Origin of the sequence: Streptomyces sp. NPDC012827 (genome assembly GCF_042900905.1) — a bacterium.
Lineage (GTDB): Bacteria > Actinomycetota > Actinomycetes > Streptomycetales > Streptomycetaceae > Streptomyces > Streptomyces gulbargensis.
Window position 1 is genome coordinate 81,197 of record NZ_JBIBBY010000005.1, and the last position, 23,650, is coordinate 104,846.

General features: G+C 74.1%; 19 protein-coding genes. 8 read left to right on the forward strand and 11 right to left on the reverse strand.

What is annotated here, in order from left to right; genetic code table 11:
- Window positions 1-24 precede the first annotated feature (24 nt).
- The gene (locus ACFY60_RS12705) at window positions 25-1,377 is read right to left on the reverse strand and encodes an NAD(P)/FAD-dependent oxidoreductase (protein WP_388611163.1); all 1,353 of its coding nucleotides are present in this window, start codon (window positions 1,375-1,377) and stop codon (window positions 25-27) included.
- 245 nt (window positions 1,378-1,622) lie between these two features.
- Entirely contained in the window at window positions 1,623-2,549 is a 927-nt protein-coding gene (locus ACFY60_RS12710) for a TIGR01777 family oxidoreductase (RefSeq protein WP_388611165.1), read from the reverse strand.
- 47 nt (window positions 2,550-2,596) lie between these two features.
- Here ACFY60_RS12710 and ACFY60_RS12715 point away from each other — a divergent pair, with 47 nt between their 5' ends.
- On the forward strand, window positions 2,597-3,097 hold the full coding sequence (locus ACFY60_RS12715; RefSeq protein WP_388611167.1) for a GNAT family N-acetyltransferase: 501 nt from the start codon (window positions 2,597-2,599) through the stop codon (window positions 3,095-3,097).
- On the opposite strand, the gene ACFY60_RS12720 is transcribed toward ACFY60_RS12715, so the two are convergent.
- A complete protein-coding gene (locus tag ACFY60_RS12720; RefSeq protein ID WP_388611169.1) occupies window positions 3,094-3,768 on the reverse strand; it encodes a TetR family transcriptional regulator in 675 nt (224 codons plus the stop codon). The genes ACFY60_RS12715 and ACFY60_RS12720 overlap by 4 nt on opposite strands.
- An 85-nt stretch (window positions 3,769-3,853) precedes the next feature.
- On the opposite strand from ACFY60_RS12720, the gene ACFY60_RS12725 reads away from it, so the two are divergent.
- Entirely contained in the window at window positions 3,854-4,648 is a 795-nt protein-coding gene (locus ACFY60_RS12725; protein ID WP_388611171.1) for an SDR family NAD(P)-dependent oxidoreductase, read from the forward strand.
- Between the two features lie 34 nt (window positions 4,649-4,682).
- Here ACFY60_RS12725 and ACFY60_RS12730 read toward each other — a convergent pair whose 3' ends face one another.
- On the reverse strand, window positions 4,683-5,204 hold the full coding sequence (locus ACFY60_RS12730; protein WP_388611173.1) for a DUF4240 domain-containing protein: 522 nt from the start codon (window positions 5,202-5,204) through the stop codon (window positions 4,683-4,685).
- Window positions 5,205-5,303: 99 nt separating this feature from the next.
- On the opposite strand from ACFY60_RS12730, the gene ACFY60_RS12735 reads away from it, so the two are divergent.
- On the forward strand, window positions 5,304-6,233 hold the full coding sequence (locus ACFY60_RS12735) for an SDR family oxidoreductase (protein ID WP_388611175.1): 930 nt from the start codon (window positions 5,304-5,306) through the stop codon (window positions 6,231-6,233).
- On the opposite strand, the gene ACFY60_RS12740 is transcribed toward ACFY60_RS12735, so the two are convergent.
- The 6 genes from ACFY60_RS12740 to ACFY60_RS12765 all read right to left on the reverse strand — a co-directional run bounded on the left by ACFY60_RS12740 (window position 6,224) and on the right by ACFY60_RS12765 (window position 16,219).
- Window positions 6,224-7,189 (reverse strand): helix-turn-helix transcriptional regulator, encoded by a 966-nt coding sequence (locus tag ACFY60_RS12740; protein ID WP_388611176.1) that lies wholly within the window; start codon window positions 7,187-7,189, stop codon window positions 6,224-6,226. The genes ACFY60_RS12735 and ACFY60_RS12740 overlap by 10 nt on opposite strands.
- A gap of 44 nt (window positions 7,190-7,233) precedes the next feature.
- Window positions 7,234-9,939: a pyruvate dehydrogenase (acetyl-transferring), homodimeric type gene (aceE, locus tag ACFY60_RS12745; protein WP_388611178.1), complete on the reverse strand. Its 2,706-nt coding sequence runs from the start codon at window positions 9,937-9,939 to the stop codon at window positions 7,234-7,236.
- Window positions 9,940-10,377: 438 nt separating this feature from the next.
- Window positions 10,378-11,001 carry a GntR family transcriptional regulator gene (locus ACFY60_RS12750; RefSeq protein WP_345285809.1) on the reverse strand — a complete coding sequence of 208 codons (624 nt, stop codon included), beginning with the start codon at window positions 10,999-11,001 and terminating at the stop codon, window positions 10,378-10,380.
- 120 nt (window positions 11,002-11,121) lie between these two features.
- Window positions 11,122-12,951 carry a 2-oxoglutarate dehydrogenase, E2 component, dihydrolipoamide succinyltransferase gene (sucB, locus tag ACFY60_RS12755; protein ID WP_388611180.1) on the reverse strand — a complete coding sequence of 610 codons (1,830 nt, stop codon included), beginning with the start codon at window positions 12,949-12,951 and terminating at the stop codon, window positions 11,122-11,124.
- A 62-nt stretch (window positions 12,952-13,013) separates the two neighbouring features.
- Complete coding sequence (gene lpdA, locus ACFY60_RS12760) at window positions 13,014-14,402, reverse strand: dihydrolipoyl dehydrogenase (protein ID WP_388611182.1); 1,389 nt, start codon at window positions 14,400-14,402, stop codon at window positions 13,014-13,016.
- A gap of 302 nt (window positions 14,403-14,704) precedes the next feature.
- Window positions 14,705-16,219, reverse strand: coding sequence for a leucyl aminopeptidase (locus tag ACFY60_RS12765; protein WP_388611184.1), 1,515 nt, complete (start codon window positions 16,217-16,219; stop codon window positions 14,705-14,707).
- A gap of 306 nt (window positions 16,220-16,525) precedes the next feature.
- Between ACFY60_RS12765 and ACFY60_RS12770 the strand changes: the two genes are divergently transcribed.
- From ACFY60_RS12770 to ACFY60_RS12790, 5 genes are read left to right on the forward strand one after another with little or no spacing between them, the layout of a single operon-like run.
- The gene (locus ACFY60_RS12770; protein ID WP_388611186.1) at window positions 16,526-18,622 is read left to right on the forward strand and encodes a hypothetical protein; all 2,097 of its coding nucleotides are present in this window, start codon (window positions 16,526-16,528) and stop codon (window positions 18,620-18,622) included.
- 26 nt (window positions 18,623-18,648) lie between these two features.
- Window positions 18,649-20,196 (forward strand): GT4 family glycosyltransferase PelF, encoded by a 1,548-nt coding sequence (pelF, locus tag ACFY60_RS12775; protein ID WP_388611188.1) that lies wholly within the window; start codon window positions 18,649-18,651, stop codon window positions 20,194-20,196.
- Window positions 20,193-21,617, forward strand: coding sequence for a hypothetical protein (locus ACFY60_RS12780; RefSeq protein WP_388611189.1), 1,425 nt, complete (start codon window positions 20,193-20,195; stop codon window positions 21,615-21,617). The genes pelF and ACFY60_RS12780 overlap by 4 nt, the downstream gene beginning before the upstream one ends.
- A gap of 23 nt (window positions 21,618-21,640) precedes the next feature.
- Window positions 21,641-21,871, forward strand: coding sequence for a hypothetical protein (locus tag ACFY60_RS12785; RefSeq protein ID WP_388611760.1), 231 nt, complete (start codon window positions 21,641-21,643; stop codon window positions 21,869-21,871).
- Window positions 21,868-22,656 (forward strand): endo alpha-1,4 polygalactosaminidase, encoded by a 789-nt coding sequence (locus ACFY60_RS12790; protein ID WP_388611191.1) that lies wholly within the window; start codon window positions 21,868-21,870, stop codon window positions 22,654-22,656. The genes ACFY60_RS12785 and ACFY60_RS12790 overlap by 4 nt, the downstream gene beginning before the upstream one ends.
- A 205-nt stretch (window positions 22,657-22,861) precedes the next feature.
- Here ACFY60_RS12790 and ACFY60_RS12795 read toward each other — a convergent pair whose 3' ends face one another.
- Window positions 22,862-23,626, reverse strand: a complete 765-nt coding sequence (locus tag ACFY60_RS12795; RefSeq protein ID WP_388611193.1) for an adenosylcobinamide-GDP ribazoletransferase — start codon at window positions 23,624-23,626, stop codon at window positions 22,862-22,864.
- Window positions 23,627-23,650: the final 24 nt, after the last annotated feature.

Consider the following 23,650-nt stretch of genomic DNA (forward strand, 5'->3'; position numbering starts at 1 on the left):
CTCGCCCCCGGCCCGACCGCCCGGTCAGGCCGCCTCCTCCTCCGTCGTCCGGGCCCCGCCCGGGAGGCGGACACCCAGGTCCGACAGGAGGGCGTCGGCCGCCCGGTGGGCCGAGGCGAGCGCGCCCTGCGGGGTCGCGGTGGCCCGGTGGTCACCGCACACGTACAGCCCCGCCAGCAGCCGGACCGAGCGGCGCACGTCGTGCGGCGGGCGCATCGCCGGCGCCGCGTCGGGGGTGTGGTGCAGGGCCAGCAGCTCCCACTCGTCGGTGGACGTGCCGTACAGCGTCGCCAGGTGCTTGCGCACCCGGCGCTCCGCGTCGTCCGGCGGCGTACCGAGCACCGTCGAGGTGATCAGCGGCCGACCGGCGGGCGCGCGGCTCGGGTCGACCGCGCTCATCACCACGGTGTGGGCCACCGGTCCGCCCGGGTCGGACTCCAGGAGCAGCGTCGGGTCCTCGGTGGGCGCCGCGGGCGCCGTGTGGTGCAGGACCGTGACCGCGTGGAAGTCCGGCACCCGCAGCCCCGGCAGCAGCTCCGCCGCCGTCCGCGCCCCGGTCGCCAGCAGCACCGAGCGGCAGCCGAAGACCCCGTGCTCCGCCGTGGCGACCCGGGCGACGGACACGTCCGTGACGCGGACGCCGGTACGGACCGTGCCGGGCGGCAACGCGTCCACGAGCCGCTCCGGCAGCGCGGCCGACCCGCCCTCCGGCACCGCGAGCCGTCCCCGGGCGAAGGCCCGCAGGGCCAGGTCCGCCTGCCGGCTCGACATGCCGAGGTCCGGGTCGGACAGGAGCGCGGCGAGCAGGGGCCGCAGCACGCCCTGCACGGTCCGGGCGGGCAGCCGGGCGTTCAGCGCCTCCCGCGCGGTCCGCTCGGGCCGGGCCAGCAGCCGGGGCGACGGGGTGGTGGCGAGCCGGACCAGGGAGGCGCCGAGCCGTGCCTGGTCGAGCGAGACGGCCGGATTTCGCGGGGCGCTCGCGAGGGCGCGCGCCATGCTGAACGCTCCCCCCACGCTCCGGTGCCCGCCGCTCCGGCGCGGATGGGGGGCGCCCCACCGCCCGTAGCGCCCGTCGCTGTGGACGAGCACCCCGGGCGCGAAGGACCGCAGCGGGAGGCCGTCCAGGCCGGGTGTGGCGCGCAGCTGTCCCGGCGAGAGGGTGAGCGGCGAACCCACCCGGTCGAGCCGGAAGCCGTCGACCGTGTCGGTGGCCAGCCGTCCGCCGGCCCTCGGCTCCGCCTCCAGGACGGCGACGGTGAGCCCGGCGCCGGTCAGCCGGCGGGCCGCCGCGAGACCGGCGATCCCGGCCCCCACGACGACGACGTCGACCTCCTCCACGACGTCCCCCCGCTGTGCGCTGTTCGCGGTACTGAGCACGTGCCCCTCCCCAGGTCGCGGCCACCGGTGGGAGGCCTTATGCCCTCAACGGGCCTGCGGAATGCCCGCGTTCGCCGTCGTTTCGAGCGGTGGACGCCGGGCGGTGGGCATCGAGCCTAGGCAGCGCTCCCACGGCCGGCGCCCGCGCGTGCCGGGGTGCGCGGTGCACGGGGGAGCACACGGCGCGCGCCGGGGGAGCACGGGGCGGGCGGCGCCGGGGCCGGCTCCCGCCGCGGGCCGCCGGATCAGTGCGCGGCTGCCCGGATCGCGTCGTCGATCGACGGGAAGGCGAAGGCGAAGCCGGACTCCACCAGGCGCCCGGGCAGCACCCGCTGACTGCCCAGCACGTCCCCCGCGAAGTCGCCGAGGACCAGCCTCAGCGCCGGGGCCGGAACGGTGAGGAGGGCGGGCCGCTTCAGAACGCGGCTCATCGCCGCCGTCACCTCGCGGTTGGTGACCGGGTCGGGGGCGGTGAGGTTCACCGGGCCCGACAGGGACGGGGTGTCGACGAGGTGGCGCAGGGCGGCCACCTCGTCGTGCAGGGAGATGAAGGACCAGTACTGCCGGCCGTCGCCCATCCGGCCGCCGAGTCCGGCGCGGAAGATCGGGAACAGCCGCCCCCACGCCCCGCCCTCGCGCGCCACCACCAGTCCGGTACGGGCGTACGCGACGCGGATGCCGGCCTCCTCGGCGGGGGCCGCCGCGGCCTCCCACTCCACGCACACCGAGGGCAGGAAGCCGCTGCCCGCCGGGGCGCTCTCGTCCACCGCCCGGCTGCCGGTGTCCCCGTACCAGCCGAGCGCCGTCCCGCAGACCAGCACCTCCGGCGGGTCCGCGAGCGAGGCGAGGGCCTGGGAGATCGCCCTCGTACCGAGGACCCGGCTGTCGCGGATCTCCTTCTTGTACGCCTCGTTCCACCGGCGCTCGCCGACCCCGGCGCCCGCCAGGTGCACCACGGCGTCCACGCCGACGAGGCCGGCGGCGTCCACGTACAGCCGCTTCGGGTCCCACTCCACCTCGTCGGCGGTCCGGGCGGGCCGCCGGACCAGGCGGAGGACGTCGTGGCCGTCGGCGCGCAGGGAGCGGACCAGGGCCGAACCGATGAGACCGGAGGCGCCGGTGACGGCGACGCGCCTGCGGGTGGCGGGGGTGCGGGGAGCGGATCGCTGCATGCGCCCATCCTGCCCCTCCCGCCCCGGACCGTGGCACAGTGACCGGCATGATCACGCAGGAAACGCGGATACGCCCCGCCGTCGACGCGGACGGCGACGCCCTCGGCCGGCTGGACCGGGACACCTGGTCCCCCCTCCACGCGGTGCTGCCCCGGCCCACGGAGCCGTACGCACCCTTCTTCGACGAGCGGTACCGGCCCGAGGACCACCTCGTCGCCGTGCGCGGGGAGGAGATCCTCGGCTACGTGCGGGTGGTGCCGCCGACCCGGCTGCCCTCCAACGCCCACGTCCGCCAGATCCAGGGCCTCGCCGTCGCCGACGCGGCCCGCGGGCAGGGCGTGGCCCGGGCACTGCTGCGGGCCGCCATGGACCGGGCGCGCGCGGAGGGCGCCGTCCGCCTCACCCTGCGCGTCCTCGGCCACAACGCGCCGGCCCGCGCCCTGTACGCCTCCGAGGGCTTCGCGGTGGAGGGCGTGCTGCCGGGGGAGTTCCTGATCGACGGGAACTCGATCGACGACGTCCTGATGGGCCGCTCGCTGGCTTCCTAAGGGGTGTCCTGCCGCCGCCCCAAAAGGAGCGTGCCGCCGGTCAGTTCGCGCAGGCAGCGGACGGCGAGGGCGGCCGGGGAGCCCTCGCCGCGCAGGGGAGCGTCCGTCTCGGCCCAGGTCTCCAGGGCGATCCGGATGGCGTCGGTGGCGGCGGCCGCCGTCAGGCGGACCTCCAAGAGGTCGGCGTCCGGCCCGGCGAGCCCGGCGACGGTGTCGCGCAGCCGCTCCTCCGACTCCTGGTTGACCCGGTACCAGACCGCCCGCAGGGCCGGGTCCCCGGCGGCGGCCCGCAGCAGGCCCCGGGTCCGGCGCAGCCCCTCCTCGTCCGCCTCGGTCGCGGGGGTCAGCGACTCGGCGACCGAACGCTCCAGGGCCTCGGGCACGGCGGTGCCGGGCCGGGTCTCCGCGAGCCGTTCGCGCCAGCGGTCGGCGCCGGCCGACAGGAGGGGGGCCACCGCGTCCTGCTTGGAGCGGAAGTAGCGGTAGAAGGTGCGCAGGGCGACCCCGGCCCGTTCGGCGATGTCCTCGGCCGTGGTCCCGTCGGGGCCGTGCTCGGTGAAGAGTTCGGCGGCGGCGCGGGCGATGTCCAGCTGCGTGGCCGCCTTGCGGCGCTCGGTCAGGGAGGGCTTGGTGCTCACCGTACGAAGCGTACGCCTGCGGGCGCCGCGCATGCATGCTCTGTCATGGTGGCAAAACGTGCCATCCGGGCGTACGGTGGCAGGCGCCCCGCCCCGTCCGCCATCGAGAGGTCTCACCATGAACCAGCTGACCCGCTACACCGGCCGCCGCGCCCTCGTCACCGGCGGCGGCTCCGGCATCGGTCAGGCCACCGTCCTGCGCATGCTCGCCGAGGGCGGCCGCGTCGTCGCCGCCGACATCAGCGAAGAGGGCCTGAAGGACACCGCCGCCCGCGCCGGAGCGGCCGCCGACCGCCTCACCACCGTGGTCCTGGACGTCTCCGACGAGGCCTCCGTACGGAGCGGGGTCGCCGCCGCCGTCGAGGCGCTCGGCGGCCTGGACGTCCTGGTCAACGCCGCCGGCGTGCTGCGTTCCTCGCACACCCACGAGACGACCCTCGACGCCTTCGAGCAGATCCTCCGGATCAACCTCACCGGCACGTTCCTCGTCATCCGCGAGGCGATACCCGCCCTCCTGGAGGGCCACGGCCCCGCCGTCGTGAACTTCTCGTCCACCTCCGCGATGTTCGCCCACCCCTACATGGCGGCCTACGCGGCCAGCAAGGGCGGCATCCAGTCCATGACCCACGCGCTCGCCGCCGAGTACGCCGGGCGGGGCATCCGCTTCACCGCGGTCCAGCCGGGCTCCATCTCCTCCGGCATGACGGACGGCAGCGGCGTCAGCCGCCGGTCGGTCGGCCCCGGCCTGCCCGCCGACGCCGACATGTCCCTCTTCGTGAAGCTCGCCCCGGCCCTCGGTCAGGGCTTCGCCGGGCCCGAGACCGTCGCGGGCGTCGTCGCGATGCTCGCCTCCGAGGACGGCGCGTTCATCACCGGCACCGAGATCCGTGTCGACGGCGGCACCCACTTCTGACGGACACGGCGCGCCGGCCGGCGCGCCCGGTTCCTCAGGCGCCGCCGAAGCGGGCCCACAGCCGGGGGAAGCGGGAGGCCAGGACCGCGTCGTCCGACAGGTCGAACGGGGAGCCCAGGGGCTCCCCGCCCGGCATGGGGACACCCAGGTCCGGCGTCTCGGCGCCGGTCAGCGTCTCGTACGCCTCGTCCGCCGCGAAGCCGATCTCCTCGCCGTCCCCGTCGATCTCCGGATCGAACTCGTCGAGCAGCTCGGCCAGCGCGTCCGGGTCGTGCACCGCACCCTCGTACACCTCCCGGCCCTGCCCGATCAGCCAGCACCGGAAGGAGTCGAAGGTCTCCTCGCCCGCCCCGTCGAACAGCACGGCCGCGGCCCCCCACAGGTCCCAGAGGTACGCGCGGTTGAAGCGGGCCTCGAAGTGGCGCGCGTAATCGAGCACGGAGTCGGGGTCCAGCCGGGTCAGCCGCTCCACGAGCAGCTCCGCCTGCTCCTCGGGGTCGCCCTCGGCCTCCGCGCGGGTGGCGTCGATGATCTCCCAGAACTCGGTCTCGTCCATCACCGCTCCAGCATCACGGTTCGGCCGGTGCGACGCACCCGGAATGCCCGCTGTGAAACCGGACAGAAGATGTCGCCTTTCCCTGTCAGCCTGGGGACCATGACGACAGAGAACACACCCCTGCGCGGACGCGTCTGCCTGGTGGCCGGGGCCACCCGCGGCGCCGGACGGGCCATCGCCGTCCAGCTCGGGACCGCCGGAGCCACCGTCTACGTCACCGGCCGCACCACCCGCGACCGGATCAGCGAGGTCGGCCGGTCCACCGAGACCATCGAGGAGACCGCCGAACTGGTGACGGCCGCCGGCGGCGAGGGCATCGCGGTCCCCACCGACCACCTGGAACCCGCCCAGGTGCGGGCCCTGGTCGAGCGGATCGACCGGGACCACGGCCGCCTCGACGTCCTCGTCAACGACGTGTGGGGCGGCGAACACCTCCTCGTCGCGACCTTCGGCAGGAAGACCTGGGACATCGACCTCGCCGACGGCCTGCGCATGCTGGAACTCGGGGTCCGCACCCACCTCGTCACCGCGCACGCGGCCCTGCCGCTTCTCGCCCGCCACCCCGGCGGCCTCGTCGTGGAGGTCACCGACGGCACCACCGCCTACAACGGCACCCACTACCGGGAGAACCTCTTCTACGACCTGGCGAAGAACGCCCCGATCCGGATCGCCTTCGGCCTCGCCCGCGAACTCGCCGACGCCGGCGGCACCGCCGTCTCCGTCAGCCCCGGCTGGCTCCGGTCCGAGCAGATGCTCGCCCACTTCGGCGTCACCGAGGAGAACTGGCGCGACGCGACGGAGCAGCTCCCCGACTTCGCCGTCTCGGAGTCGCCGGTGTACGTCGGCCGGGCGATCGCCGCCCTCGCCGCCGACCCCGAGCGGGCCCGCTGGAACGGGCAATCGCTCGACAGCGGGCAGCTCGCCCGGGAGTACGGCTTCACCGACGCCGACGGCTCCCGCCCCGACTCCTGGGGGTTCATGGCGGCCAAGGAGGCCGACCCGGACACCCGCCCGGAGGGCTACCGGTAGAGCTCCGCCAGGCCCCGGGCCGCCGCCGCGAACCGGGCGCGCAGCGACTCCGGGGCCAGCACCTCGGCCTCGGGGCCCAGACCGAGCAGCTGGCCGAAGGCCACGTCCTCGTTCTCGGTCCTGAGCGTCACCGTCAGCCGGCCGCCGACGTCCCGTTCCCCGGCCGCCAGGGCCTCCTCGGCCGCCACCCGGTCCGTCACGTACGGCAGCCGGCGCGCCCCCGCCTCGGTCAGCCGCAGCACGACCTCCGCGCGCAGCAGCGAGCGCGCGAACTCGGCCGCGCGCTCGGTCCAGAACGCCGCCAGGTCGAACTCCGGATCCCGTACGAAACGCTCCTCGCCGACCGCCACCCCGGTGAACCGGTCCACCCGGTAGGTGCGGTACGAGGAGCCGGCCAGGGCGCACACGTACCAGACGCCCGCCTTCAGGACGAGCCCGTACGGCTCCAGGTCCCGCTCCACCTCCGTACCGTCCCCGCGCCGGTAGCGGGCCGCGACGCGGCGGTCGTCCCAGACGGCCTCGGCCAGCGGGGCGAGCAGCTCGGGCGTCTCCGGCTCCTGGTACCAGCCGGGCGCGTCCAGGTGGAAGCGGCGGGCCGCCGAGGCGGGCGCGTCCCGCAGCGAGGGCAGCAGCGCCGCCGACACCTTCAGCCGGGCCGCCGAGGCCGCGTCCTCCAGGCCCATGTCCCGCAGCGCGCCCGGCAGACCCGACAGGAAGAGGGCCTCCGCCTCACCGCGGGCCAGCCCGGTCAGCCGGGTGCGGTACCCGCCGACCAGCCGGTACCCGCCGTTCCTGCCCCGGTCCGCATACACCGGAACCCCCGCCTCCGAGAGGGCGAGGGCATCACGGGTGACGGTCCGCTCCGACACCTCCAGCTCGGCGGCGAGCTCGGCTGCGGTCATGGCGGGACGCGACTGGAGCAGCAGGACCATCTTGATGAGACGAGCGGCACGCATGACCCCATCATGCGTGCCGCTCGATCGGCCTCGTTCCGTGGCCCTTACAGGCCGTAGCGCTCGCGCGCCTCCTTCACGGCCGTCGCCGCGACCTCGCCGCGCCGCGCCAGCTGCGCCAGCGCCGCCACGACGATCGACTGCGCGTCGACACCGAAGTGCCGGCGGGCCGCGTCACGGGTGTCCGACAGGCCGAAGCCGTCGGCGCCCAGCGAGGACCAGTCCTGCTCGACCCACTGCGCGATCTGGTCCGGGACCTGGCGCATGTAGTCGGAGACCGCGAGGACCGGGGACTCGACGCCCTCCAGGGCCTTGCGGACGTACGGCACCCGCTCCTCACCGCGCAGCAGCGCCGCGTCGGCCTCCAGCGCGTCGCGCCGCAGCTCCGTCCAGGAGGTCGCGGACCACACGTCGGCGCCCACGCCCCACTCCTCGGCGAGCAGCTTCTGCGCCTGCAGGGCCCAGTGGATGGCCGTGCCGGAGGAGAGCAGCTGGATGCGCGAGGCGTTGGCGGGCAGCTCCAGACCGGCCGACTCGGCCGTGTTGAAGCGGTACAGGCCCTTGATGATGCCCTCGTCGACACCGGCCGGCTTGGCCGGCTGCGGCATCGGCTCGTTGTAGACGGTGAGGTAGTAGAAGACGTCCCGGTCCTCGCCCTCGGCCGCCTCGCCGTACATGCGGCGCAGGCCCTCCTTGACGATGGCCGCGACCTCGTAGGCGAACGCCGGGTCGTACGTCAGCGCCGCCGGGTTGGTGGCCGCGATGACGGGGGAGTGGCCGTCGGCGTGCTGGAGGCCCTCACCGGTCAGGGTGGTGCGGCCGGCGGTCGCGCCGACGAGGAAGCCGCGGCCGAGCTGGTCGCCGAGCTGCCACATCTGGTCGGCGGTCCGCTGCCAGCCGAACATCGAGTAGAAGATGTAGAACGGGATCATCGCCTCGCCGTGCGTCGCGTACGACGTCGAAGCGGCGATGAAGTCGGCCATGGAGCCGGCCTCGGTGATGCCCTCGTTCAGGATCTGGCCGTTGACGGCCTCCTTGTAGTACATCAGCTGGTCGCGGTCGACCGGCTCGTACGTCTGGCCCTTCGGCGAGTAGATGCCGAGCGAGGGGAACAGCGACTCCATGCCGAAGGTGCGGGCCTCGTCCGGGACGATCGGCACCCAGCGCTTGCCGGTCTCCTTGTCGCGGACCAGGTCCTTGATCAGGCGCACGAAGGCCATGGTGGTCGCGACCGACTGGGAGCCGGAGCCCTTGTCGAAGGCGGTGAAGGCCTTCTCGGCCGGGGCCGGCAGCGGGGCGAGCGGGTGCACGCGGCGGGCCGGGGCGGGACCGCCGAGGGCCGCGCGGCGCTCCTGGAGGTAGCGGACCTCGGGGGAGTCGGCGCCGGGGTGGCCGTAGGGGACCACGCCGTCGACGAACTGGCTGTCGGAGATCGGCAGCTCGAGAAGGTCGCGCATGTTCTTGAACTCGTCCGTGGAGAGCTTCTTCATCTGGTGGTTCGCGTTCTTCGACGCGAAGCCCTCACCGAGGGTGAAGCCCTTGACGGTCTGCGCGAGGATGACCGTCGGTGCGCCCTTGAACTCCAGGGCGGCCTTGTAGGCGGCGTACACCTTGCGCGGCTCGTGGCCACCGCGGGAGAGGTGGAAGCACTCGAGGATCTTGTCGTCGCTCAGCAGCTTCGCCATCTCGGCGAGCGCCGGGTCCTTGCCGAAGAAGTCCTCGCGGATGTAGGCGGCGTCGCGGGTCTGGTACGTCTGGACCTGCGCGTCCGGCACCTCGCGGAGGCGGCGGACGAGGGCGCCGGTGGTGTCGAGCGCGAACAGCTCGTCCCAGGCGTTGCCCCACAGCGACTTCACGACGTTCCAGCCGGCGCCGCGGAACTGGGCCTCCAGCTCCTGGACGATCTTGAAGTTGGCGCGGACCGGGCCGTCGAGGCGCTGCAGGTTGCAGTTGATGACGAAGGTCAGGTTGTCGAGACCCTCGCGGGCGGCGAGCGCGAGGGCCGCCGTCGACTCGGGCTCGTCCATCTCGCCGTCGCCGAGGAAGGCCCAGACGTGCGAGGAGGAGACGTCCTTGATGCCGCGGTTGGTCAGGTAGCGGTTGAAGCGCGCCTGGTAGATCGCGGAGAGCGGGCCGAGGCCCATGGAGACGGTCGGGAACTCCCACAGCCAGGGCAGGCGGCGCGGGTGCGGGTAGGAGGGCAGGCCGTTGCCGCCGGACTCCTGCCGGAAGTTGTCGAGGTGGGTCTCGTTCAGCCGGCCGTCGAGGAAGGCGCGGGCGTAGATGCCGGGGGAGGCGTGGCCCTGGATGTAGAGCTGGTCGCCGGAACCGGCGGCGTCCCCGGACTCCTTGCCCTTGAAGAAGTGGTTGAAGCCGGTCTCGTAGAGCCAGGCCGCGGAGGCGAAGGTGGCGATGTGGCCGCCGACGCCGTACTTGGAGCCGCGGGTGACCATCGCGGCCGCGTTCCAGCGGTTCCAGGCGGTGATCTTCCGCTCCATCTCCTCGTCGCCGTCGATGACCGGCTCGGCGGAGGTGGGGATGGAGTTGACGTAGTCCGTCTCCAGGAGCTTGGGGAGGGCCAGGCCCGCACCCTCGGCGTGCTGGAGCGTGCGGCGCATCAGGTAGGCGGCCCGGTGCGGGCCGGCGGCCTTGGTGACGGCGTCCAGGGAGGCCGCCCACTCGGCGGTCTCCTCGGTGTCACGGTCCGGGAGCTGGTCGAGCTCGCTCGGAATCTTGCCTACGGGATCGGTCATGATCGCCGCCTTCCGGACAGGTGGGGGTGGAGATGGGGGGCCTTGTCTGGCAGGACAGGGCGAAGGCCGGGGTACGGCCCGCCGACGACTGTAAACCGCCGATCGATGATCGATCAAAGGGTGGAGCGAGGAAAGTTCCGTCGAACGGGAAAGTCGGCACAGGGTGCCGCGCATCGGGGCACCCGGTGCCTTGTTTTCGCAGGTGAGGAGGGGTTCCGAGAGCGTCGGATGAGGACCGTGACGCACGGATGAGCGGAGCCCCGCGAGGGCGGGGCTCCGGGGGTATTAGCGAGGTCCACCCGGCAAACGGACGTTTCCTGGCCGGGGGAGGGGCGCTTTTCGGCCACTCACGGCCGGAGCGTCAGGCGGTTTTCCAGGCCGCGGGGGGAGGGGCGTCGCCGCCGGGCGTACGGGGCGAGGGGTGCCGAACCGGATGCGTCAGGCGCGCGGGGCGCAGCCGAGGACGTGGGCCTTCACCAGGTTCCCGATGTTCGGATCGCCCCGGCGGAAGGCCTCCACCAGCTCCTGGTGCTCCTCCGCGTACGACTTCTGCACCGTCCCGAGCCAGCGGATCGACAGGGCCGTGAACACCTCGATCCCGAGCCCCTCCCAGGTGTGCAGCAGCACGCTGTTGCCGGCCGCCTTCACCAGCTCCCGGTGGAAGGCCACCGTGTGCCGCACCTGGGCGGTCCCGTCCGAGGTGGCGTCCGCCCGGTACAGGGCCTCCACGTGCGGCTCCAGCGCCGAGCAGTCGGCCGACAGGCGGGGCGCCGCGAGTTCGGCGGCGATCTGCTCCAGGCCGGCCCGCACCGGGTAGCTCTCCTCCAGGTCGGCCGCGGTCAGGTTCCGCACCCGGACACCCTTGTTGGGGGCCGATTCGATCAGCCGCAGCGACTCCAGCTCGCGCAGCGCCTCCCGTACCGGCGTCTGGCTGACCTCCAGCTCCGTGGCGATCCGGCGCTCCACGATCCGCTCGCCCGGCTTCCAGCGGCCGCTGACGATCCCCTCCACGATGTGCTCGCGGATCTGCTCGCGCAGCGAGTGGACGACGGGGACGGTCATGAAGCGGCTCCTCCGGGAGTTCTAGACCCTTAGACAATACGGCGGTGTCCCCGCCCGGAAACACATCCGGACGGGGACACCGCAGGTGAGGCTTGTTACGTTGCCTTTCGGCCCCGTGCCTTACAGACCGAGGTCGACCTCGAACTCGCCGGCCTCCAGGATCGCCTTGACGGCCGTCAGGTAGCGGGCGGCGTCGGCGCCGTCCACCAGACGGTGGTCGTACGACAGGGCCAGGTAGGTCATGTCGCGGATGCCGATCACGGTGCCCTCGGGGGTCTCGATGACCGCCGGACGCTTCACGGTGGCGCCGATGCCCAGGATGGCGACCTGGTTCGGCGGCACGATGACGGTGTCGAACAGCGCACCGCGCGAACCGGTGTTGCTGATGGTGAAGGTCGCGCCCGAGAGCTCGTCCGGCGTGATCTTGGAGGCGCGCACCTTGCCCGCCAGGTCCGCCGTGGCCTTGGAGATGCCGGCGATGTTGAGGTCGCCCGCACCCTTGATGACCGGGGTCATCAGGCCCTTCTCGGAGTCCACCGCGATACCGATGTTCTCGGTGTCGAAGTAGGTGATCGTGCCCTCGTCCTCGTTGATCCGGGCGTTGATGACCGGGTGGGCCTTCAGCGCCTGGGCCGCCGCCTTCACGAAGAACGGCATCGGGGAGAGCTTGACGCCCTCACGGGCGGCGAAGGCGTCCTTCGCCCGCGCGCGCAGCTGCATCAGCTTGGTGATGTCGACCTCGACCACCGTGGTGAGCTGGGCCTGGCCGTGCAGCGCCTTCATCATGTTGTCGCCGATGACCTTGCGCATGCGGGTCATCTTGACGGTCTGGCCGCGCAGCGGGGAGGCCTCCAGCGCGGGAGCCTTCGGCGCGGCGCTCGCGGCGGCCGGAGCCGCGGCGGGGGCCGGGGCGGCCTTCTTGGCCTCGGCGGCCGCGAGGACGTCCTGCTTGCGGATGCGGCCGCCGACACCGGAGCCCTTGACCTGGGCCAGGTCGACACCGTTCTCGTTGGCCAGCTTGCGGACCAGCGGGGTGACGTACGCGCCGTCCTCCGCCGGAGCCGGGGCCTGAGCCGGGGCCTGAGCCGGAGCGGCCGGGGCCTGCGGGGCCGGAGCCTGAGCGGCCGGCGCCGGGGTCTGGGCGGCGGGCGCCTGCGCGGCCGGAGCCGGAGCGGCGGGCGCGGGCGCCGGGGCGGCGGGGGCCTGAGCCTGCGGCGCCGGGGCCGGAGCGGCCTCGGGAGCCGGGGCGGCCTGGGGAGCCGGGGCGGCGGCCGGGGCCTGGGCGGCCGGGGCGGCACCCGCGGCACCGATGACGGCCAGCTTGGCGCCGACCTCGGCGGTCTCGTCCTCGCCGACGACGATCTCCAGGAGGACGCCGGAGGCCGGCGCCGGGATCTCGGTGTCGACCTTGTCCGTGGAGACCTCGAGCAGCGGCTCGTCGGCCTCGACGCTCTCGCCGACCGACTTCAGCCAGCGGGTGACGGTGCCCTCGGTGACGGACTCGCCGAGCGCGGGCAGGACGACGTCGGTGCCCTCGGCGGAACCGCCGCCGGCGGCGGCCTCGGCCGTCGGGGCCGGAGCCGGCTCCTGGACCTCGGTGGACGGGGTGGCCTGCGGCGCCGGGGCGGCCGGGGCCTCCGCGGCGGGGGCCTCGGGCGCGGGGGCCGGGGCGGCCTCGGCGGCGGGCGCCTCGGCGGCGGCCGGGGCACCGGAGCCGTCGTCGATGACGGCGAGCTCGGCGCCGACCTCGACGGTCTCGTCCTCGGCGACCTTGATGGAGGCGAGGACGCCCGACGCGGGGGAGGGGATCTCGGTGTCGACCTTGTCGGTCGAGACCTCGAGCAGCGGCTCGTCGGCCTCGACACGCTCACCCTCGGCCTTGAGCCAGCGGGTGACGGTGCCCTCGGTGACGCTCTCGCCGAGCGCCGGCAGGGTTACGGAAACCGACATGGTTTCAGTTGCTCCTAACGAATTGCGGAAGTTGGTCGTCGCGCCCGTGGATGCCGTGAGCGTCAGTCGTGGGAGTGCAGAGGCTTGCCGGCCAGGGCCAGGTGGGCCTCGCCGAGCGCCTCGTTCTGCGTCGGGTGGGCGTGGATGAGCTGCGCGACCTCGGCCGGCAGCGCCTCCCAGTTGTAGATCAGCTGCGCTTCGCCGACCTGCTCGCCCATGCGGTCACCGACCATGTGGACGCCGACCACGGCACCGTCCTTGACCTGGACGAGCTTGATCTCGCCCGCGGTCTTCAGGATCTTGCTCTTGCCGTTGCCCGCGAGGTTGTACTTGAGGGCGACGACCTTGTCCGCGCCGTAGATCTCCTTGGCCTTGGCCTCGGTGATGCCGACGGAGGCGACCTCGGGGTGGCAGTACGTCACCCGCGGCACGCCGTCGTAGTCGATCGGAACGGGCTTGAGGCCCGCGAGCCGCTCCGCGACGAGGATGCCCTCGGCGAAGCCGACGTGCGCGAGCTGGAGGGTCGGGACGAGGTCGCCCACGGCCGAGATCGTCGGCACGTTGGTACGCATGTACTCGTCGACCAGGACGTAGCCGCGGTCCATGGCGACGCCCTGCTCCTCGTAACCGAGACCGGCCGAGACCGGGCCGCGGCCGATGGCGACGAGCAGCACCTCGGCCTCGAAGGTCTTGCCGTCGGCGAGGGTGACCTTGACGCCGTTGTCGGTGTACTCGGCGCTCTGGAAGAAGGTGCCGAGGTTGAACTTGATGCCGCGCTTGCGGAAGGCGCGCTCAAGAAGCTTCGAGCTGTTCTCGTCCTCGACGGGGACGAGGTGCTTCATGCCCTCGATGACCGTCACGTCGGTACCGAAGGACTTCCACGCGGAGGCGAACTCGACGCCGATGACACCGCCGCCGAGGATGATCGCGGACTCCGGCACCCGGTCCAGCGTCAGCGCGTGGTCCGAGGTGATGATCCGGTTGCCGTCGATCTCCAGGCCGGGCAGGGACTTCGGCACGGAACCGGTGGCGAGGAGGATGTGACGTCCCTCGACGCGACGGCCGTCCACGTCGACGGAGGTGGGGGAGGACAGGTGCCCGGTGCCCTCGATGTAGGTCACCTTGCGGGAGGCCACGAGACCCTGCAGACCCTTGTAGAGGCCCGAGATCACGTCGTCCTTGTACTTGTGCACGGCCTTGATGTCGATGCCCTCGAAGGAGGCCTTGACACCGAACTGCTCCGCCTCGCGCGCCTGGTCGGCGATCTCGCCGGCGTGGAGCAGGGCCTTCGTCGGGATGCAGCCGTTGTGCAGGCAGGTGCCGCCGAGCTTGTTCTTCTCGATCAGTGCGACGTCCAGGCCCAGCTGCGCTCCGCGCAGCGCCGCGGCGTAACCGCCGCTACCGCCGCCGAGGATCACTAGGTCGAAAACGGTGCTGGCGTCGTTCGCCACGTCACGTCCTCCATGCATGTGCGCTCGTCGCCGGTCGTCGGTGACCGGGCGGCGGCTGGTGTTCGGCCGCTTATTTTCGGCCCTGTGGTGGGGGCCCTGTCCTGCCGAGAACCCATCTTCGCACTTGTTGGCGGATGGCGGGACGCGGGGCCGGTGGATGAGACCGGGTGATCGTCCGGACGGACGGCCGCGGAGGCGTACGAACCTACGGATTTCGTCGCGGACCGGCGACGGCGAAGGCCCCGGGCGGACAGCCCGGGGCCCGGCCGCGGGGCCGGCCGGCCCCTGGCGGAAGGGGAGGCTCAGACCTCGCCGGCGGCGGTCAGCTCGGCGAGCCGCACCAGCGTGCGCACCGAGGAGCCGGTGCCGCCCTTCGGGGTGTAGCCGTACGGGGCGCCCTCGTGGAAGGCCGGGCCCGCGATGTCCAGGTGCGCCCAGGTGATGCCCTCGCCGATGAACTCCTGGAGGAAGAGACCGGCGACCAGACCGCCGCCCATTCGCTCGCCCATGTTGGCGATGTCGGCGGTGGGGGAGTCCATGCCCTTGCGCAGGTCCGCGGGGAGCGGCATCGGCCAGGACTGCTCGCCGACCTCCTCGGCGATCTCGTGGATCGCCGTGCGGTAGTCGTCGTCGTTGGCCATGATGCCGAAGGTGCGGTTGCCCAGCGCCAGGACCATCGCGCCGGTCAGCGTCGCCACGTCGACGATCGCGTCCGGGTGCTCCTCGGAGGCCTTGGTGAGCGCGTCGGCGAGGACCAGGCGGCCCTCGGCGTCGGTGTTGAGGACCTCGACGGTCTTGCCGCTGTACATGCGCAGGACGTCACCGGGGCGGGTGGCCGAGCCGGACGGCATGTTCTCGGCGAGCGCCAGCCAGCCGGTGACGTTGACCTCCAGGCCGAGGCGGGCCGCGGCGACGACGGCGGCGAACACGGCGGCGGCACCGCTCATGTCGCACTTCATCGTCTCGTTGTGGCCGGCCGGCTTCAGGGAGATGCCGCCCGAGTCGTAGGTGATGCCCTTGCCGACCAGGGCGAGGGTCTTCTCCGCCTTCGCGTGCGTGTAGGCGACGCGGACCAGGCGCGGCGGGTTCTCCGAGCCGGCGCCGACGCCCAGGATGCCGCCGTAGCCGCCCTTGGTCAGGGCCCGCTCGTCGAGGACCTGGACCTTCAGGCCGTGCTCCTTGCCGGCGGTCTGCACGGCGGCGGCGAAGGCGGCCGGGGTCAGGTCGTTCGGCGGCATGTTGATCAGGTCACGGGCGCGGTTGGTCTCCTCGGCCACGGCCTGGGCGCGCTCGGCGGCGGTCTTGTAGGCCTTGTCGCGCGGCTTGGCGCCGAGGAGGGCGACCTCCGCCAGCGGCTTCCTCGCGTCCTTGGCGTCCTGCCCGGCCTGGTACGCGGTGAAGGCGTAGGCGCCGAGCAGCGCGCCCTCGGCGACGGCCCCGGCGTCCTCGGGGGCGGCGACGGGAAGCGCGAACGCGGCCTTCTTCGTCCCGTGCAGGAGACGGGCGGCGGTACCGGCGGCACGGCGCAGCGCCTCCGCGCCGTAGGCCTCGCCGTCCTCGGGAGCGGCGCCCAGGCCGACGGCCACGACGAGCGGGGCCTTCAGACCGGCGGGGGCGGGCACCTTGGTGGCCTCACCCTCGGCACCGGTGGCGCCCAGGGTCTCCAGGACGGCGGCGAGCCGACCGTCGAACGCCTTGTCGACGGCCTCGGCACCCGGGGCGACGACCAGGGTCTTACCGGACTTCGCGACGCCGACGACGAGGGCGTCGGCGCGGAGCGTCGCCGCACCGGCAGTGCTGAGAGTGAGAGCAGTCACGGTGGTGAAATCTCGCTTCCATTGAGTTCTGTGGCGGTCGAGGGATGGGCCGACCGTGCCCGCCGCATCGTATTTCGGCCCGGAGAGCGCCGGGAACGAGCCTACGCTCGCCCGTCCGGTTCGCTCACGGCGGCCGCAATTCACTCATCCGTGGTGTCTCTTTGATGTTTACCTTCCCGGACCCCGCGGCACCGCCACACTCGCCTCGTCACGCAAGGGCGACGCTCCGCCCGCCCTTGCGCCATCCGCGTCATCGCCACAGGCCTCCCCCTGCCCGGGGCGGGCCCACCGAGGGGGACACCAGCCGTGGAATCCGGCCGCATCCGCACGTCCGCACCGAGAACGGCGCCCCGCGCCGTCCTGCTCGCCACCGCCGCCGCGCTCCTCGCCACCAGCGTGCCGCAGGCCGTGGCCGCCCACCCGGCGCTGCCCGGACACCCCGCCCGGACGGCGGCCCCCGCGCCCCGCGTCGACCTGACCGTCCTCGTCGTCGACGACGGCGGCGGTGCCGTGGACGCGATCCTCGCCGAGCTGAAGGGCTCCGGCGTCCCGTACCGCAGGGTCGACCTCGCCGACCCGAACCGTCCGGTCGTCGACGCCGCCTTCCTCAGCGACCCGGCCGACGCCGCCACCGGCCGGCCCCGCGCCAAGTACCAGGGCGTCGTCCTGCCCCACGAGAGCGCCTTCGGACCCGACTCCGCCGAGCACCGGGCCCTCCAGGCGTACGAACGGACCTTCGGCATCCCGCAGGTCGACGCCTACACCTGGTCCCACCCCGGCGTCGGCCTCGAGTACCCGAGCGAGGGCGGCTACTCCGGCGTCCTCGACGGCGCGACCACCACGGTCACCGCCGCCGGCAAGGCCGGCCCCTTCCGCCACCTCGCGGGACCGCTCGTCTTCGAGGACAACGATCCGGCCGTCTCCGAGAGTTACGGCTACGCGGGACGCCCCCGCCCCGGCTACACCAGCTATCTCGACCTCCCCGTCGAGGGCGGCGGCCGGGCCAGCCTCGTCGGCGAGTACGCCGCCGACGGGCGGCGCGAACTCGTCGTCACCTTCGCCCACAACCGGCACCAGCGGCAGTTCCGCGCCCTCGCCCGGGGCATCGTCGACTGGCTCACCCAGGGCGTCCACCTCGGCCGCAGCCGCCACTACTTCTCGGTCCACGTCGACGACGTCCTCGCCCCCGACGCCCGCTGGGACCCCGTCCGGAACTGCACCCCCGGCGACCTGGACTGCGCCGGCGGCGACGGCACGGCCGGCAACCCCATCCGCATGACCGCCGCCGACGCCACGTACGCCGCCGCCTGGCAGAAAGCTTCCGGCTTCACCCTCGACATGGTCTACAACGGCGGCCAGGGCGAGCAGTGGAAGACCGCGCACGGCGGCACCGACCCGCTCGCCGCCCGGCTGATCGCCGACCGCGCCCAGTACCGGTGGATCAACCACACCTACACCCACCCCTTCCTCGGCTGCGTCCAGGACAACAGCGTCGTCCCCTGGCGGTGCGCCGAGGACGCCGCCGGCAACACCCTGTGGGTCGGCCGCTCCCAGCTCTCCGCCGAGATCAGGAACAACCTCACCTGGGCCGCCGGCAAGGGCATCTCCGTCGACCGCTCCGAACTGGTCACCGGCGAGCACTCCGGCCTGCGCACCCTGCCCCAGCAGCCCGTCGACAACCCGCACCTCGCCGGGGCCCTCGCCGACAACGGCGTGCGGTGGATCGCGAGCGACAACTCCCGTGAACCGGGCCAGCGGGCCGCCGGCGCCGCGCTCACCGTGCCCCGCCATCCCATGAACGTGTACTACAACGTCGGCACCGCCGCCGAGATGACCGACGAGTACAACTGGATCTACACCTCCCGGGCCGACGGCGGCAGCGGCGTCTGCGAGACCGACCCGGCCTCCACCTGCCTGCCGGCGCCCCTCGACACCGCCACCGGCTACGCCACCCACATCGCCCCCCGGGAAGCGCGCACCGCCTTCTCCCACGTCCTCGCCAACGACCCGCGCCCGCACTACGCGCACCAGTCCAACCTGGCCGAGGAGCGCCTCCTCTACCCCGTCCTGGACCGGGTCCTCGCCGACCACCGGGCCCTCTTCGCCGCCAACACGCCCCTGGTGAACCCGCGTCAACGGGACGTCGGCGCCGAGCTGAACCGCCGCGCCGCCTGGGACCGGGCCCTCGCCGCGGGCCAGGTCACCGCCTACCGGGTGGGCTCCACCGTCACCGTGCAGGCCCCCGCCGGCGTCGCCGTCCCCGTCACCGCCCCCGAGGGCACCCGCAAGCAACTCGTCCTCGGCTCCGCCCCCTTCGGCGAGCCCTACGCCGGCAGCCGCTCCGCCTGGACCGCACCGGAACTGCTCCGCACCTCCGTCACGCTCACGCTCCCGACCGCCTGACCCGCACGTCCTGGGGGGACACCCACATGTCGAGCAGTGGCCGTCACGTCACCATGCTCACCGAAGGCACCTACCCGCACGTCCACGGCGGCGTCAGCACCTGGTGCGACCAGCTCGTCCGGGGCATGCCCGAGGTCACCTTCGAGATCCTCGCCCTCACCGGCAACGGCCGTGAACCCGTCACCTGGGAGCTGCCGCCCAACGTCACCCGGCACACCGCGTTCCCCCTCTGGGGCCACCCGCGCGGACCGGCCGCGCCCCGCCGCGCGCGCCGGACCCCGCGGGCCCGCGCACGCCGCCGCTTCCTCGACACGTACGAACGCTTCCTCCTCGCCCTCCTCGACCCCGGAGCGGGCTACGACTTCGGCACCGGCCTCTACGAGCTCGCCGTCCTCGCCCGGCAGGGCCACCTCACCGCGGCCCTGCGCTCCGAAGCCGCCCTCCGCTCCCTCATGTGGATCTGGAGCATGCCCCACCTGCCGACCCTCGCGGCCCGGCCCACCGTCCACGACGCGCTCACCGCCACCGACCTGCTGGAACACGCCCTGCGCCCGCTCGCCGCCCGGATATCCGGCGGCAGCGTGGCCCACGCCGTCTCCAGCGGTCTCGCCACACTGCCCGCCCTCGCCGCGCAGCACTTCGAAGGGGCGCCCTTCCTGCTCACCGAACACGGCATCTACCTCCGCGAGCGGTACCTCGGCCACCGCACGGAGACCCAGCGCCGGCCCGTCAAGGCCCTCATGCTCGGCTTCCACCGCGAACTCAACACCCTCGGCTACCGCAAGGCCGACCTCATCACCCCCTGCAACGAGTACAACCGGCGCTGGGAGGAACGCGGCGGAGCCCCCGCCGACCGCATCCGCACCGTCCACAACGGCGTCGACCCCGCCCTCTTCCCCGAGGCCGGCCCCGAACCCAAGATCCCCACCCTCAGCTGGTGCGGCCGCGTCGACCCCATCAAGGACCTGGAGACCCTCATCCGGGCCTACGCCATCTGCCGCGCCGAACTCCCCGCGCTGCGCCTGCGGTTGTTCGGCCCCGTCCCCGCCGGCAACGAGGACTACCGCACCCGCCTGGAGAAGCTCGCCGCCGAACTCGGCGTCGGCGACGGCGTCTCCTTCGAGGGCCGGGTCTCCGACGTCCCCTCCGCCTACGCCGCCGGCAGCGTCGTCATGCTCTCCTCCATCAGCGAGGGCTTCCCCTTCTCCCTCATCGAGGCCATGTCCTGCGGCCGGGCCACCGTCTCCACCGACGTCGGCGGCGTCCGCGAGGCCGTCGGCGACACCGGCGTCGTCGTCCCGCCCCGCGAGCCGGCCGTCATGGCCGCCGCCGTCACCGCGCTCCTGCGCGACGGCGCCCGCCGCGCCGAACTCGGCCGCCGCGCCCGGCAGCGCGTCATCGACCGCTTCACCCTGAACCGCTCGGTCGACGGCTTCCGCCGCATCTACCGCGAACTCGCCGCCGCCCGCCCCGAGCCGGCCGCCACCGTGCCCGCGCCCCTACTCCCGAGCCCGAGCGTCCCCGCCCCCCGCCGCACCCGCGCGGCCCTCCTCGCGGGAGGCACCCCGGTATGAGCGGTTTCCCCCGGCCGAGAACCCCGGCCGGCCCCGGCACCCTCCCGGCCGCCCCCCGCCCCCGGCGCGAGCGCGCCCCCGCGGGCGCCGCGTGCCTCGCCCCCGACCCGCTCGACGAGCTCGCCGAGCGCCTCGACGGGTTCGTCGCCGCCGCCGTGCACCCCGACGAGGTGGCCGCCCTCCTGGAGTCCGACGGCATGACCGACGACCACATCCGGCTCACCTACGGCCGCGCCGACTCCTTCGCCCTCGCCGAGGACCTGTACGCACGCGTCGAGCGCCGCCACCCCGAACCCCAGGCCCCGCCCGCGCCCCCCTGGCACACCGGGCTCGCCGGCTGCCTCCTGCGCGGCCTCGTCTTCACCCTCCCCGGGCTCGCCCACGTCCTCGCCGCACCCCTGCTCGCCGGGGAACCCGGCCGGTACGGCCTCCCCGCCGGCACCGTCCCGCTGCTCGCGGGCGCCCTCACCGGCTGGATGTGGAACCAGGCCCTCGCCCACCGCGCGTACACCTGGCTCGGCCTCGGCGACCGGCCCGCCGCCGCCCGCGCCCTGCTCACCGGCGCCCCCGCCGGCGCCCTCGCCGGAACGGCCGTCGCCCTCGCGGCCGCCGCGCCCGGCGAGGCCCCCGCCGCCGTCTTCGCCGCCGGACAGTCCCTCTACCTCGCCGCCGCCACCGTCCTGCTGGTCCTCGGCCGCGAACGGGCCCTCCTCCACGCCCTCCTGCCGCTCGCCGGCGCCGTCCCCGCCCTCCGCTGGGACCTGCCCGGCCCCCTGCGGGCCGCGCTCCTGACCGGCTCGCTCACCGCCGCCCTCACCTTCGCCGCGCTCGTCCTGCGGCCCGGCGCGCGGCGCGGAGCGCGGGGCCGCGGCGGACCGCCGCTCGCCGCCTCCCTCCCGTACGGCCTCTTCGGGCTCGGCAGCGGCCTCCTCGTCCTCCACGCCGGCCTCGGCGACCCGCCGGCCGGCGGCGCCGCGGCGGTCCTCGCCCTCACCCTCTCCATGGGGCCCGCCGAATGGCTGCTGCACCGCTTCCGCGGCGGCAGTCTCCACCGGCTCCACACCCTCGGCACCATCCGCGCCTTCCGCCGGGCCGTGACGGGCGTGCTCGCCCTCTGCCTCGGCGCCTACCTCACCGTCCTGACCGCGCTCACCCTCGCCGTCACCGCCCTGTGGCCCGGTGCCTCCTGGCCGCCCGTCCCCCGTCTCGCCACCCTGCTCCTCATCGGCGCGGTGCTCTGGCTCGGCCTGCTCCTCCAGGCCTTCGGCGCGGTCCTGGGCGCCGCGGCCGTGTGCCTGCTCGCCGCCGCGGCGGCCACGGCCGCGCCCGCCGCGGGCCCGGCCGCCACCGGGGGAGCGGCCGCCGTGCTGGCCGCCCTCACCTGTGCTCTGCTGGTACGGCCCACCGCCCACCGCCCCTGACCCCGCACCCCGGCAGACGGACCATGACGCCCTCTCTCCTCGTGCCCTTCTCCGAGCACCCCGCCGACCGCCCCGACGCCTGGGCGGCCCTGCTCGCCGCCGCCCCCGCCCTGTACGGCGTCGTCCTCAATCCGGCCGGCGGCCCGGGCACGGCACCCGACCCCGCCTTCGCCGAGGTCGCGGACGGCGCCTTCCTCGACCAGGTGGCGACCGCGCGCGCCGCCCTGCCCCACCTCCCGGAGCCCGCCCGATGAGACGTCCCCTTCCGCTGCTCGCGGTCCTGCTGCTCCTCCTCGCCGCGTGCACGGCGGGCCCCGACCCCGACCCCAAGCGCCCGGGGGAGCGGTGGCGGCCGAAACCCGGCCTCGCCTGGCAATGGCAGCTCAGCGGCCGGCTCGACCTCGCCGTCGACGTCCCTGTGTACGACATCGACGGCTTCGAACACCCGGCCGCCACGGTCACCGACCTGCACCGCAGGGGCCGCAAGGTCATCTGCTACCTGTCCACCGGCGCCTGGGAGGACTTCCGCCCCGACGCCGGCCGCTTCCCCCGCTCCGTCCTCGGCGAGGGCAACGGCTGGCCGGGGGAGCGCTGGCTCGACATCCGCCGAACCGACGTCCTCGAACCCCTCATGGCCGCCCGCCTCGACATGTGCCGCGACAAGGGCTTCGACGCCGTCGAACCCGACAACATGGACGGCTACCTCAACCGCACCGGCTTCCCCCTCACCGCCGCCGACCAGCTCCGCTACAACCGCCTGATCGCCCGCCTGGCCCACGACCGGGGCCTCGCCGTCGGCCTCAAGAACGACCTGGACCAGATCCCGGAGCTGCTCCCGGACTTCGACTTCGCGGTCAACGAACAGTGCGCCCAGTACGAGGAGTGCGATCTGCTCACCCCGTTCGTGAAGGCGGGCAAGCCGGTCTTCCACGTCGAGTACGAGCTGAAGACCTCACAGTTCTGCCCTGAGGCCCGCGAGCTGGGCCTCGGTTCGATGCGGAAGCGGTACGAGCTGGACGCCTGGCGCCAGCCCTGCTGAGCGGACCGGCCTGGGCCGTGTCTTTCGGATCTTGCCGGGCTCGCGGCGTCTGGCACCGCGCCCCTCCCCCGTGGCCCTTCGGGCACGGGAGGTGCCCCCAGCGTTGTCGTCGGTCGCCGATGCTCCGCATGGACTCCCTCCTCCGCCTTGCGACGCACGGCGCCAGACGCCGCTCCCTGATCCGGCCTGATCCAAAAGACACGGCCTAACCCAGCGTCAGCGCCACCAGCGTCACGGTCACGGCCGTCTCCTCCAGCGCGCCGAAGACGTCGCCCGTCACCCCGCCGAAGCGCCGGACGCAGCGGCGCAGCAGGAGGGCCGCCGCGGCGAGGCCGGCTCCTGCGGCGAGGACGTCGCGGACCGCGTCGTACGGGGAGAACAACGCGCCGGTGAGGGCGCACAGCACCAGGACGGCGGCGGTGGCGGCGGTCGCGGAGCGGACCGGGACCGTGGCGGCGACGATCGCGCCGAGGCCCTCGGGCCGGGCGGCCGGGACACCGTGGCGGGAGGCGTGGGTGAGGGCGAGCCGGGCGACGGTCGCGGCGAGGACCGCGCCGGCCGCGCCGTGCGCCCAGCCCTCCTGGTACAGCGCGTACAGGGCGGCGACCTGGGCCAGCAGGACGAGGACCAGGGAGATGACGCCGAAGGGGCCGATGTCGGACTGCTTCATGATGCGCAGCGCGTCCTCGGCGGGCTTGGCGCTGCCGAGGCCGTCGGCGGTGTCCGCGAGGCCGTCCAGGTGGAGGCCGCGGGTCAGCAGGGCCGGGACGGCGGTGGTGACGACGGCCGCGAGGAGGGGGCCCGAGCCGAGCAGCAGGAGCAGGCCGCCGGGCGCGGCGGCGGCGAGACCGACGACCAGTCCCGCGAGGGGCGCGCAGAGCATGCCCGCCCGCGCCGCGTCCCGGTCCCAGCGGGTGATGCGGGCGGGGAGCACGGTGAGGGTGCCGAAGGCGAAGCGCAGGCCGTCCATCCGGGCAGGGTAATCGCCGCCCCC